Here is an 11,392-nt window from a genome sequence, read left to right as displayed (position 1 = left end):
GCTCGGACGACCCTGATCCGCAAATCCTCCGACAAAGACTTGGCCATGCGTGCTGGCCTCCTTGTCCAGCACGCAGTGTGAATCAGAATTCGCGCCCGTTGGGAATCCCTCTCGATTCAAATCGCTCGGATTTTGCTCTAGCGCATGATCCGGAAAAGCGTGAAGCGGTTTTCCGAAGAAGCGCGGGACTATTTGCGGTGATAGAGCCCGGTGAAGGTGACGCCGGCGCCGCCGCAATTGTCGTTGTCCTCGACCAGAAGCCATGGGCCGATGCGCTGCATCCGCACCCTGCAGCCGCCGTCGGATTCGGTTTCGAACGGAAGCGATCCGTCATCCAGGAAGGCGATGGCGTCCTTGCCCGGCATCACCTCGGCTTCGATCACGCCGTTATGGACATCCTGCGCGCCGGGCACGACCATCTCGCCCTCGATCTTCAAGCGGCCACCGGCGCCGCCGCGCCTGATCTCGATGGTGCCGCCGGGCTGGCGCCAGGTGCCGACCCAGTCGAAAAACGTTGGTGCGGCCATCGGCGCGACCGGCGTCAGCGCCGCGCTTGGCAGCCAGCTTGTGGTCCAGATCTGCTTCCTCGCATCCGGCGACTGGTACGACACGCAGGTGAACGCGCCGCGCGCCTTGCCGACCAGCACGAGGTTCCCGGTCACGAGATAGGATGTCTTGCGGCACGCCGCGGTGGCCGCCGGACAAGTCTCGGCCTTGAAGTCATCATCGTAGAGGCTCTTGACGAAATTGACGCGCGGGCTTGCCACGACCTTCGAGACGACGAGCGCATGCTTGTCGTCCCAATCGACGCCGTTGCAATTATTCGGATCGCCGGCGTCATAAGCGGCCGCCGGTCGCGCGAGCAGCATGGCGCTGAGGACCAGAAGGGCCAAACCCGCTCGCATCGCTGCTCCCTGCACATAACCGACGCTTTCCATCCAGCATAAGTTGCGGCGACAATAAGGCGGGTTCAAGCTTCTGCCCGAGGTGAGGCGCGGTTATCGCCGATATCGGCGGGTCAAGTTTATTGACGTCAGGGAGAACCAATGCCAACAAGCAGTGCGGGACGATCGCAGAAGGAGGATTCTCAGATGATTCGGAGGTTTGGGATTGCGGCGTTGCTGGGTCTTGCCGTGGCGATGACAGCGCAGGAGGCCGCGGCCCAGAACAATACGCTGGGTGGCGCCCTGTTCGGCGGAGCCGCGGGCGCGATTGTCGGTGGCGCCCTCGGCGGTGGCCGGGGTGCGGCGATTGGCGCCGTGATCGGCGCGGGCACGGGCGCTGCGATCGGCAGCGAAGGCGATCGGCGCCGCGGTGGCTATTACTGGTACCACGACGGCTGCTACATCCAGCGTGGCGACGGCTACTGGATGCGCGTCGATCCCCGCTACTGCTACTGAGATCGGCATCCATTGCGAACTGGTGAAGAGGCGCCCTGAGGCGCCTCTTTTGCGTTCCGATCAGTGTTCCATCAATCGAGCAGCATCCTGGTCTCGGCCTCGCAGCAGACCAATCCGTCGATTGCCAGCGGCGCCATTGTGCCGCTTTGCTCCTCGATCCAGTCCAGAACCTTGTCGATCAAGTCACTCAGGCTCGGCATCAAGTCGGCCGCGCCTCATATCCGCTCTCGCAGCAGATTCACCATCGATCCCCTCTCGTTCGATGATGAGCCACCCCTCTCATCCCTGAGAATAACACTCTCACGCGTTGGCCAAAGCGCAAAGCGGAGAGTTAATAAATGGTAAACGCTACGGCGGGCCGACTTTCAGGCTCGGATGCCGGCGTTTGCCGACGATGATTGGTCGTGCACGGCGATGCGTCAGCCTTGATTGTCGGTCTCAGTCTCTGGCGACGGTCCGTTGAACCGGTATAAAGTGATGCGTGCAGGGTGACCTGTCCATGCAACCTGAAATAGTCTATTTATTCCTTCGGAGCCCAAACAAGAGCGTTATTGCGAGGGTTGAATCAGTTTTCACTTGGCTTGTTTCTTATGAAAGGATTTTGAAGATGTATCGACTTCGGCTCATGTTCTTTGGCTTGCTTGTCTTCACCGCGCCCGCGTTGGCCTGTGACAACCCGTTTATTTGCGATTCGTCTTCAAGCGAAGCGGACAGTTCTGCTTCAAGAAATTACGACGCGTGCGGCAATCCTTTCGGTTGCGATCAGCAGCCAAGCCGGCCCGCTAGAGCCCCCGCGACACGCACACAATCGGATCCTGCGCTTATCGATCTTGAAGAAAAAGCAAGGGAGCACAGCGACAGGATTCGATGCTTTGGGTGTCCGAATTGACCTGAAGCGAATCGGCGCAGAACCGAACAGTTGGAGCGGCTTTCGGGGGATGCAGTGGCCTACCACTGAACGTGATGGCGATGGAAACGGAGTGGGCAATGAGGAAGGTGAATCTGTTATTGTTGATTGTTGGGTTGAACTTGCTGTCAGCTTATCCCGGGCACGCGCAGTCGAACTTTACGACCGTCTGTCATTTCACGGTCGGTCCGCGCGCCGGTACGACGTTCGATTTTGCACGATTCGGCGCGCCGCCGATCCCAGTCGGCAGCCCCTGCACTGACGGCCAGTTCAGCAGCGGGGTGGCTGTGTCGGCACCCACAATCCCCGCACCGGTGCCGGGATTCCAGGCTAGCTCGAATGTCACCACGGTCTGCCAGTTCAATTCGGGACCACGGGCGGGAACTACCTTCGACTTTGCACCATTTGGGGTGCATCCGATTCCGGTCGGCAGTCCGTGCACCGATGGTGCTATGAGCAATGGTATCGCCATCACGAGGCCAGCCTCAGCCGACGGAACTCATTCGCCGGTCAACGCCTCAACGTTGCCTCCGGGTTGGCGGGACGGTCGCAACTGCGACCCCGGCGGGCAGCACTGCACCTATTTTGTCAACTTCGACAAGTTGCCCAAAGTGACTGCGCAGCAGACTATTGTGTGGTGTTGGGCCGCGGCGGCACAGACCATATTCAGTTTCTACGGGCACGCCGTTCCGCAGGCGACGATCGTTCAGAAGGCCTATGGCACAGTCCAAATCGCCACCGGGCAACCTGCGGCAATGTTGCGCATGCTGAATACAAGCTACACTGATGCTGCCGGAACCACTTTCAACGTCAGCACGCCAAGGTACTTCGATAAATTGAGAATGATAGATGGAACGGCGCTAATGAATTTCAGCAATATTCAGCCAACTCTGAGAAATCAGTCGATTTTTGATAATCTGGGCAGCAATCATCCCGTGTTTTACGCGGACGCTCAGCACGCAATGGCCATGGTGGGTGCCGAAGCGGTCAACACCGATCCGCAGCGCGCATGGGTGCTTGATCCGGCACCTCTTCAGCCCACGAGCAACATGGGCCCTATCGTCGCGCCTGGCGTGCCAGCCGTCGGCCTACGCACGCTCTCTCGGCAAGAAATGATGGGCTTCTTCGCGGCCGAGGTCGTCATCGAATAACTTCAGCCAGCCAGGTGGACTAGATCAGCCGCTCTCCCTTCAGGCTCGCATGCATGTCTTTGCCGGCGATGATGGCCGTAGGTTCGCGCTAGTTGTCTGTCAGCAGAGCAAACCGCCGCCTGTCGATCCGCTCACGCGCGACCAGTCCAGCCGCCGCGCAAAGGTCGGGCGCATAGAGCTGGCATTGTTCGCGCTTCTCAATGCCTTTGTCGATCAGATCGAGAAGCCGCGCGGGCGCAATGTCGGGCGGTGCAGCGATGCGGCCGGTGACGACATGCCTTTCCATGCTCTCATGATGAGCGTGATCGATGTCGGGGTCGCGCCAGCAAGTCGCGCACAGCATCGTGACGGTCTCGGAATGCGAATAGACGACCGCATCTCCGTCCAGTTCTTCGCTCAGACCCACCAATTGTCCTGCTTTGTCTTGCGTGCCGGCGAAGTCGAAAAACTGATAGTTCCGTCGGAGCAGCGTTGCCAGGTGGGGAAAGACCGCTACGCGCTCCTCACCGTAAGTGTGATGCGTAATCGGCGCGCCATCCATCAGGATGACGTCGCCATAATCGACCCCCAGGTTCCCATAGAGCACGCTGCGGATAATCCCGTGGCAGGGACTGAGGCGTTCGATCCAGACCGTCTCCTCTTGGCCGGGATCGTCGAGGTTGGCGGCGCGCTCTGCCAGCGGCCGCTGGGCAAGCTTCACCTTGCATGGACGATAGCGACCTTCCGGCAACCCAAAGCGCCCAATCTCGATGGTCTGCCCCAGGCGTTTCCAGACATCCAGGGCAACCTCGGCGTTCCTCGCTCCAGTGGCGCAGATACCGAGATTCCACTCGCAACCTTCGCTGATCTCGTCGGCCAGGCTCGCGGCCATCTGGTTCGCCGTGACGCCCTCTGCAAACCTGCCCCGCGTCTTGTAGAAAAGACCGAGATTGTAATGGTACTCGCTCTTTCGAGGATTGATCTCGGTCAGCTTCCGATGGCTGCTCTCGGCGATCGCATCGTGCTGACGCGCCAGCATGCACGCCGATGTGGCCAGCCCGCGGAGGATCGTCTCCTGCTCGGGCCGCCCCTCGCAGGTCCTGGCGAGGGCGTCCAGCTTTTCGAGGACGTTGCGAAAAACCGGATCGTCCGGCGGCGGCGCATTGAGATCATCGATGTCGCGGGCGCGCTCGAGGCACCCGCCAACGGCCGACAGGATTTCGATATCCTGGCCGTGAGACAGTTCTATCTCCGACAGAGCCTCTACCGCCGCCTGCCTTTCGAGGCCTCGCTCGTCAACGATCCACAGCAACGCCATCGCGGCTTCCGGCTGCCGGGGCTGGGCCTTTCGCAGCGGCTGTACCATCTGCCACGCAGTCTGCTGGCGTCCCGCCTTCCCCTCTGCAATGACGTCGCGCACGAGCGCATCGATCTCGTCGAAGGAGAGGACAGCGCTGGGACCATTCGACATCATCGGCTCTTTCGTGGACGCTTCGGCGCCATGTCAGGACTGGACGTGGTCGACAAGACCACTTCGTTATAGGCGCATTCCAACGCTAGATCAGCTTCATCCCCTTCAGACTCGCGTGCCCGCCCTTGCCGCAACAAACGGCCCCGGGAACGTCGGTTGAAACAGATCAGCCCTCGCGCTGAATGGCAATGATTGCGCGCCGATGGGTGCCATCGCCAACCTTCTTATCCTCGTCGTGTGCCTCGACCTTGAATCGCAGCTTGCGCCCGTCCACCTCCAGCAGCTCGGCGCGCACCGTCACCTTCTTGCCTTTTGGGGTCGCTCCGAAATGCTTGACGTGCACCTCGAAGCCGACGGTGGTGTGCCCTTCGGGCAAATAAGCCTGTACGGCCTCGATGCTGGTACGCTCCATCAACCCGATCATCGACGGCGTGGACAGCACGCCATCGCCTCCCATGTGCTTGACCACCAGCTTGTCGTCGACTGTTGTGACGGTCTCGGCTTTGAGCCCTGGCGTCAGGCGATCGGTTGGCATGTGTTTCTCTCCCGTATTGAGCAGCATTAGATCAGCTTCATCCCCTTCAGGCTCGCGTGCCCGCCGCGGCCGACGATGATGTGGTCGTGCACGGAGATGCCGAGCGGGGCGGCAATATCGATGATCGCCTTGGTCATCTGGATGTCGGCCTGTGACGGTGAGGGATCGCCGGAGGGATGGTTGTGCACGAGGATCAGCGCGGTCGCGGACAACTCCAGCGCGCGCTTGATCACCTCGCGGGGATAGACCGGGGTGTGGTCGACGGTGCCGGTCTGCTGCACCTCGTCGGCGATGAGCCGGTTCTTCTTGTCGAGGAACAAGAGGCGAAACTGCTCCTTGTCGGCGAACGCCATGCTGGAGCGGCAATAGTCGATCACGTCGGCCCAGGAGGACAGCGCGACGGAGCGCTTGATCTCGCCCTTGGCGATCCGGCTTGCGGCCGCCGCGATCAGCTTGAGCTGGTTGACGGACGCATCCTTGATGCCGTCGACCTCGCGCAGTCGCGCTTCGGGGGCATGGATCACTTCCGCGAACGAGCCGAATTTCTTCAAGAGCGCTTTCGCAAGCGGCTTGGTGTCGCGGCGCGGGATGGCGGCGAACAGCGCCATCTCCAACAACTCGTAGTCGCTGAGCGCATCGGGGCCGGCACTGTAGAACCGCTCGCGCAGGCGTTCGCGATGGCCGTGGTAATGCGGCGTCTCGGCAGCCTCATCCTGCGGTGGTCGCGACTTGGCGGGCATCGGCACCAATGTGCCGTTCGACAGGATTTTTGCAACCGGGAAGTGCGCGCGAGCCGATCAATCCAGCCACGTCGCGCCCTTGAGGCGTGCGGCGTCGGCACCAGCGCGGCGATCGGACGGCGCGAGGCGGAGGAAGTCCCGCAATCTGCCGCTGAGTAGCCCATGGCTACGCATCCACGCCTTGAGCGCGACTACGCTCGCGAGCCAGTCCTGGCCGTATGTGGCACGCCGTCCTGAACAATGTGGCGTTCATCGAGTGAATCAATGAATTCATACAGCACCGTGAGGTCCCGGGGAACCGGAGGTCGGTTTCGGGTGGCCCATTCGACACCAATATAAGCCTCTTACTGGTTGACAAGAAGACACCACTTAATATAAGATAGTGGTGTTGAAAGATGGAGGGATTGACATGGCTAACGTTGCAAGCAGCGATCCGACAGTGCGAAGGGCTCGCATTTTCTACGGCTGGTTCGTGGTGGCGGCTGCGTTCGCGGTCACTTTGGTAGGCTTCGGCAGCGCCTACACGTTCAGCTCCTTTGTCGCCTCCTTGGAGAAGGACTTCGGCGCGTCGCGCGGCTCGGTTTCGTTGGTATTCTCATTGGCCGGTTTCCTGTATTTCGGCGTCGGCGTGATATCGGGGCCTCTCGCCGACCGTTGGGGGGCCAGGCGGATCGCCATCGCGGGAATGCTGCTTGCCGCCCTCGGTCTGATCCTGGCCGGACGAGCAAGGACGCTCATGGAAGTCTATGCGGCCTATGGGCTCGGGATCGGCTTGGGCCTCGGCTGTGCGTTTGTTCCCATCCTGGGCGCGGTGCAGCGCTGGTTCGTCAAACGCCGCGGGTTCGCATCGGGGCTCGCTGTTAGCGGAATCGGCGTGGGTACCCTCGTGATGCCGCCGCTGGCCACAACGCTCATTGCCGGATTCGGATGGCGGGAGGCGTACCTCGTTCTCGGCGTCCTCGTGGCGATCGTGGGCGTTGGCGCGGCCGCTCTGATCGATGACGATCCCCGGCATCGCGGGCTCGGGCCGGATGGCAGTGCGCCGGAAACGGCCCCTTCTTCGCGGTCTGTGGAAGGCTTGTCCGTCAAGGAAGCTGCTCGGACCACATGGTTTGTCGGACTCTATGCGGCCTGCCTCGCAGGGTCGTTGGGCGCGTTTGTCCCGTTCGTGCACCTCGTGCCTTACGCCGTTGACCACAAGATCGAACCGACAATGGCCGTCTTGCTCCTAGGCGCTATCGGCGTCGGGAGCACGATCGGCCGATTTTTCCTCGGTGGTATTGCCGATCGCATGGGGCGGGACGTCTTTCTGGCCGCCATGTATTTCGGCATGGCGGGATCTCTCGCGATCTGGGCAGTGGCGGGAAGCTTCCTGGTGCTGATCGTGTTCGCCCTGGCCTTCGGACTCTTCTACGGAGGCTGGGTTGCTATCCTGCCGGCAGTCGTGGCGGATCATTTCGGGGCGCGGCGCGTCAGCGGCATCATCGGTGTTCTCTACACCAGCGTCGCGATCGGTACGCTCGTCGGGCCGAGTGCAGCGGGCTTCATGTTCGACGCCAGCCACAACTACTTCGTGCCGATTGCGGCCAGCGCGATCGCCAATGCCGTGGCAGCCGCGCTGATTGTCATGACGGCCAGGAGCGCTTCGCCGATCCGCGTGGGCGTGCCATGAAGCACGCCATAAAGTCCGTACGTGCGGCCCGTTCGACAGGATTTTTGCAACCCGGAAGTGCGCGCGAGCCGGCGTGTCACACGGGCCGGTAAAGGCCGGCAAGACGCAGCCGCCAACTCGCCCCGCCGTCGCCCGAGGCCTCCCACAACTGAAGGACACTGCCGTCCGCCTGCGGCGTCCAGCGGATCCGGTGGCGTTCACCGTCGGCCGCTGCGCCTTGCAAATCCATCGCGCGATCCACGGACCCGCCATCGAGCAGCAGCAGCGTACCGTCGTCGCTGACCCAACTCTGGTGCCAGCAGCGCCGATCCTTGTCGAAGATATTGAAACTTTCGCCGCAATAGCCGTCGGCCCCGCTCCATTGCTCATGCAGGACGCGGCCGCCCAGGATGCGGTCGACCTTGCTGAAGCCGAGCAGCTTGCCGTCGTTCGGGTCGGTCACGCGCCAGGCGCCTTGCCAGAAATCGAACGCAGCCGACTCCGGGAGGGCCGCATCCGCCTGCGTCTGCTCCGGCCGTTTCCGGCGCCTGAGATAGTACTCCGCGGTAAGCCTCCACGTCGCCCGTTCATCGCTCGATACGCGGCTGATCCAATGGAACGAGTTGGCCTCGATCTCGGTGAAGCACCATTGGCAAATGGTGCCCGCCTGGTCGCGATACTCCTGGACGATGTCGACGCCGACCTGCCGCCCCGTCATCCGGTCATGCGTTTGCCTGACCGGATCGATGAATGTGATCTGCCAATTGTCGTGCTGCGGGTCGTAGATCCGCAAAGTCGTTCCGTTCATCTTGTCGGCTTCGCCAGGCGCCCGCCCGAGGCGGGACGGAACGATCCAGACATCCTGAATGGCGCGTCCCTGGAGCGCCCAGCCGAAATGCACCTCGGCGCTTGAATCGAAGCGCTCTCCGTTGGCGCCGTATCTCGTAACGGTGCCATCCCATGCGCCGATGAACTGGCCATAGAGCATCATCTTGTCGGCCCGATCATGCGCCGGGCCGTCTGCACTCAGCGCTTCGATGAAGGAAAGGGATTCGCCGCCCATCGCTGTTCTCCAATTGGACAAAGGCGTCCTGCCGCACAGGCATTCGCAGAAGGCCACGGCCGCCGCTTGGAGAAAATTGCGATGTGGGCGCAGCGTCAGACACGGACTGGAACTGTCCTCGAACGTCGAGGCTGCGACGGCCGCGTGGAACCCGGACCGGCATGGTAGCCGGGCCGGCCGAGAGGGAGCTGGCTAAGCCTGCGCGAACACCGGCGGCTTCTCGCCATGGCGCTCGGAGAGCGTGAAAATCTCCGCGCCGTCGGCAGTGACGCCGACCGAATGCTCGAACTGCGCCGACAGCGAGCGGTCGCGGGTGACCGCGGTCCAGCCATCGGAGAGGATTTTTACGTGCGGCTTGCCGAGATTGATCATCGGCTCGATGGTGAAGAACATGCCGGGCTTGAGCGGCACGCCCTCGCCGGGCCGGCCGATATGGATGATGTTGGGCTCGTCGTGGAACAGGCGTCCGAGCCCATGGCCGCAGAAGTCGCGCACCACGCTCATGCCCTGCGGCTCGACAAAGCTCTGGATGGCATGGCCGATGTCGCCGGTGGTGGCGCCGGGCTTCACTGCGGCGATGCCGCGCATCATCGCCTCATAGGTGACCTCGATCAGCCGCTCGGCCTTGCGCGCAATCGGACCGATCGCATACATCCGGCTGGAATCGCCATACCAGCCATCGACAATGAAGGTGACGTCGATATTGACAATATCGCCTTCCTTCAGCGCGCGGTCGCCCGGCATGCCGTGACAGACCACGTGATTGATCGAGGTGCAGGTCGAATAGCGGTAGCCGCGATACATCAGTGTTGCCGGATAGGCGCCGTGGTTGAAGGCGAATTCGCGGACGAAGTCGTCGATCTTGGAGGTCGGAAGGCCCGCCTTGACGATATCGGTGAGCTCATCGAGGCACTTTGCTACCAGGGCGCCCGCCTTGCGCATACCGGCAAAGCCACTCGCCCCATGCAGCTTGATCTGTCCGGTCTTGCGCAGCGAGGTGTCGGTGGCTTCGATATAGCTCATGGGCGGGTTGGCTTAAGGGGTGTGGACAAGAGTTGATTTGAATAACCTAATCTAATGATCGTGGCCACCAGCGCAAGCCGGGGTTGATACGGTGGAACAGGTCCAGACGCATGATTTCTAGCTGGAAACCTCGACCACGCTCTCGACCGGTAGCGCCCCACCGCGGACGCGGATTTCCCGCACCGGATAGGGCACGCGGATGCCGTCGCGCTTGAAGGCGTCCCACAGCGCCAGCATCACGTCGCTCTTTACATTGTCCATGCCGTCAGGATCGGCGATCCAGAAGGTCAGAGAGAATTTCATCCCGGCCTCGGCGAACTCGGTGAGGATGCAGTTCGGCGCCTTGCCTTTGGTCGCGCGCGGATGGCTTGCTGCGGTATCGATGGCGAGCTTGCAGACGAGCCTCGGATCGGCGTCGTAGTTGGTGGCAAAGGCGATCTTCACCAGGGTGTTCTTGTCGGTGTAGGTCCAGTTGGTGACTTTCTGTGTCACCAGGTCTTCGTTCGGGATCAGGAATTCGCGCCCGTCGCCGGCGGCGACCGAGATGTAGCGCGTCTTCATGGCGCTGATGCGCCCGGAATTGTCGCCGATGGTGACGAGGTCGCCGGGCTTCACGGATTTGTCCGCGAGCAGGATGATGCCCGAGATGAAATTGGCGACGATCTTCTGCAGGCCGAAGCCGATGCCGACGCCGACCGCGCCGGAAAATACCGCCAGCGCCGAAAGATTGATGCCGACGGCCGAGAGCGCGATCGCGATCGCGACCACGAGCAGGCCGATGCGGATGATCTTGACCAGCAGCACCTGGATCGACGGCGTCAGGTCGGACGCGCGGTTGATGCGGCTTTCGGCAAAGTTGCTGGCGATATTGGTGAGCCACACCGCAACCAGCAGGACTGCGCCGGCCTTGATCAGGAGCAGCGGCGACAGCCGCAAGCCGCCGACCTCGATTGCGACCGAATCCAGCGTATCCGCGGCCGAGTCGAGCTGGCCGATGATGCTGAGCGCCGCGACCAGCCATGCCGCGATCGACACCAGGCGGACGATCAGGGCGTTGCGGATCACGGAGGTGACGAGGCAGATCGCGAGCCACGCCAGCGCCAGCTTGGCGGAGACCGCGAGCAGGTAGCTGCGGCTCGGCCAGGTCGTGTGCCACATGACGACGCGGCTGACGATCATCAGCACGGCGAACACGGCGGTTGCGGCACTCGAGACCATCACGCGGGCAAAATGCCGCATCGGCAGCGGCCAGCGCATCGCGAGCGAGGTCGTGTCGACGCGGGCGCGAATGGCGGCATTGGTCGCGAGCCCAATGGCGGCGCCGGCCAGGATCAGGCCGAATTGCAGATAGAACCAGGGCGAGGCCACTTCCGCGCCGACCGAGCGCAAGGCCATCTGCACGGCGTCGACGATGTCCTTGAAATCTGTATCCATCGGCAAGATCTCGATGCGCCCGCCCGTCAGTCAGCGTG

11 protein-coding genes are annotated in these 11,392 nt (G+C 62.2%); 3 read left to right on the top strand and 8 right to left on the bottom strand.

All coding sequences use genetic code 11. The features are described 5' to 3' along the window. Window positions 1–188: 188 nt before the first annotated feature. A complete protein-coding gene (locus VKR55_RS11505) occupies window positions 189–905 on the bottom strand; it encodes a hypothetical protein (RefSeq protein ID WP_324402971.1) in 717 nt (238 codons plus the stop codon). A 186-nt stretch (window positions 906–1,091) separates the two neighbouring features. On the opposite strand from VKR55_RS11505, the gene VKR55_RS11500 reads away from it, so the two are divergent. Beyond that, window positions 1,092–1,400: a YMGG-like glycine zipper-containing protein gene (locus VKR55_RS11500; protein WP_324402969.1), complete on the top strand. Its 309-nt coding sequence runs from the start codon at window positions 1,092–1,094 to the stop codon at window positions 1,398–1,400. Between the two features lie 71 nt (window positions 1,401–1,471). On the opposite strand, the gene VKR55_RS11495 is transcribed toward VKR55_RS11500, so the two are convergent. Continuing rightward, window positions 1,472–1,600, bottom strand: coding sequence for a hypothetical protein (locus VKR55_RS11495; RefSeq protein WP_324402967.1), 129 nt, complete (start codon window positions 1,598–1,600; stop codon window positions 1,472–1,474). 787 nt (window positions 1,601–2,387) lie between these two features. On the opposite strand from VKR55_RS11495, the gene VKR55_RS11490 reads away from it, so the two are divergent. Beyond that, on the top strand, window positions 2,388–3,458 hold the full coding sequence (locus tag VKR55_RS11490; RefSeq protein WP_324402965.1) for a hypothetical protein: 1,071 nt from the start codon (window positions 2,388–2,390) through the stop codon (window positions 3,456–3,458). An 88-nt stretch (window positions 3,459–3,546) separates the two neighbouring features. Here the strand turns inward: VKR55_RS11490 and VKR55_RS11485 are convergent, their stop codons facing one another. The 3 genes from VKR55_RS11485 to radC all read right to left on the bottom strand — a co-directional run bounded on the left by VKR55_RS11485 (window position 3,547) and on the right by radC (window position 6,183). Next, a complete protein-coding gene (locus VKR55_RS11485) occupies window positions 3,547–4,908 on the bottom strand; it encodes a tetratricopeptide repeat protein (RefSeq protein WP_324402963.1) in 1,362 nt (453 codons plus the stop codon). A 166-nt stretch (window positions 4,909–5,074) separates the two neighbouring features. Then, complete coding sequence (locus tag VKR55_RS11480; RefSeq protein ID WP_324402961.1) at window positions 5,075–5,443, bottom strand: thioesterase family protein; 369 nt, start codon at window positions 5,441–5,443, stop codon at window positions 5,075–5,077. Window positions 5,444–5,469: 26 nt separating this feature from the next. Beyond that, the gene (gene radC / locus VKR55_RS11475) at window positions 5,470–6,183 is read right to left on the bottom strand and encodes a RadC family protein (RefSeq protein WP_324402977.1); all 714 of its coding nucleotides are present in this window, start codon (window positions 6,181–6,183) and stop codon (window positions 5,470–5,472) included. 409 nt (window positions 6,184–6,592) lie between these two features. On the opposite strand from radC, the gene VKR55_RS11470 reads away from it, so the two are divergent. Then, window positions 6,593–7,855, top strand: coding sequence for an MFS transporter (locus VKR55_RS11470; protein WP_324402959.1), 1,263 nt, complete (start codon window positions 6,593–6,595; stop codon window positions 7,853–7,855). A 76-nt stretch (window positions 7,856–7,931) separates the two neighbouring features. On the opposite strand, the gene VKR55_RS11465 is transcribed toward VKR55_RS11470, so the two are convergent. The 3 genes from VKR55_RS11465 to VKR55_RS11455 all read right to left on the bottom strand — a co-directional run bounded on the left by VKR55_RS11465 (window position 7,932) and on the right by VKR55_RS11455 (window position 11,354). Further along, complete coding sequence (locus VKR55_RS11465) at window positions 7,932–8,897, bottom strand: hypothetical protein (RefSeq protein ID WP_324402957.1); 966 nt, start codon at window positions 8,895–8,897, stop codon at window positions 7,932–7,934. 192 nt (window positions 8,898–9,089) lie between these two features. After that, complete coding sequence (map, locus tag VKR55_RS11460) at window positions 9,090–9,920, bottom strand: type I methionyl aminopeptidase (RefSeq protein WP_324402955.1); 831 nt, start codon at window positions 9,918–9,920, stop codon at window positions 9,090–9,092. A gap of 117 nt (window positions 9,921–10,037) precedes the next feature. Beyond that, entirely contained in the window at window positions 10,038–11,354 is a 1,317-nt protein-coding gene (locus tag VKR55_RS11455; protein ID WP_324402953.1) for a mechanosensitive ion channel family protein, read from the bottom strand. Window positions 11,355–11,392 lie beyond the last annotated feature (38 nt).

The organism is Bradyrhizobium sp., from assembly GCF_035309285.1.
In the GTDB taxonomy this organism is placed as follows: domain Bacteria; phylum Pseudomonadota; class Alphaproteobacteria; order Rhizobiales; family Xanthobacteraceae; genus Bradyrhizobium.
This window is presented reverse-complemented; position numbering and strand designations above follow the sequence as displayed.

Bases quoted from the DNA above. Each gene is read 5' to 3' on its own strand.
- VKR55_RS11505 (WP_324402971.1), bottom strand. From the start codon at position 905: ATGCGAGCGGGTTTGGCCCTTCTGGTCCTCAGCGCCATGCTGCTCGCG.
- VKR55_RS11500 (WP_324402969.1), top strand. From the start codon at position 1,092: ATGATTCGGAGGTTTGGGATTGCGGCGTTGCTGGGTCTTGCCGTGGCG.
- VKR55_RS11495 (WP_324402967.1), bottom strand. From the start codon at position 1,600: ATGCCGAGCCTGAGTGACTTGATCGACAAGGTTCTGGACTGGATCGAG.
- VKR55_RS11490 (WP_324402965.1), top strand. From the start codon at position 2,388: ATGAGGAAGGTGAATCTGTTATTGTTGATTGTTGGGTTGAACTTGCTG.
- VKR55_RS11485 (WP_324402963.1), bottom strand. From the start codon at position 4,908: ATGTCGAATGGTCCCAGCGCTGTCCTCTCCTTCGACGAGATCGATGCG.
- VKR55_RS11480 (WP_324402961.1), bottom strand. From the start codon at position 5,443: ATGCCAACCGATCGCCTGACGCCAGGGCTCAAAGCCGAGACCGTCACA.
- radC (WP_324402977.1), bottom strand. From the start codon at position 6,183: ATGCCCGCCAAGTCGCGACCACCGCAGGATGAGGCTGCCGAGACGCCG.
- VKR55_RS11470 (WP_324402959.1), top strand. From the start codon at position 6,593: ATGGCTAACGTTGCAAGCAGCGATCCGACAGTGCGAAGGGCTCGCATT.
- VKR55_RS11465 (WP_324402957.1), bottom strand. From the start codon at position 8,897: ATGGGCGGCGAATCCCTTTCCTTCATCGAAGCGCTGAGTGCAGACGGC.
- map (WP_324402955.1), bottom strand. From the start codon at position 9,920: ATGAGCTATATCGAAGCCACCGACACCTCGCTGCGCAAGACCGGACAG.
- VKR55_RS11455 (WP_324402953.1), bottom strand. From the start codon at position 11,354: ATGGATACAGATTTCAAGGACATCGTCGACGCCGTGCAGATGGCCTTG.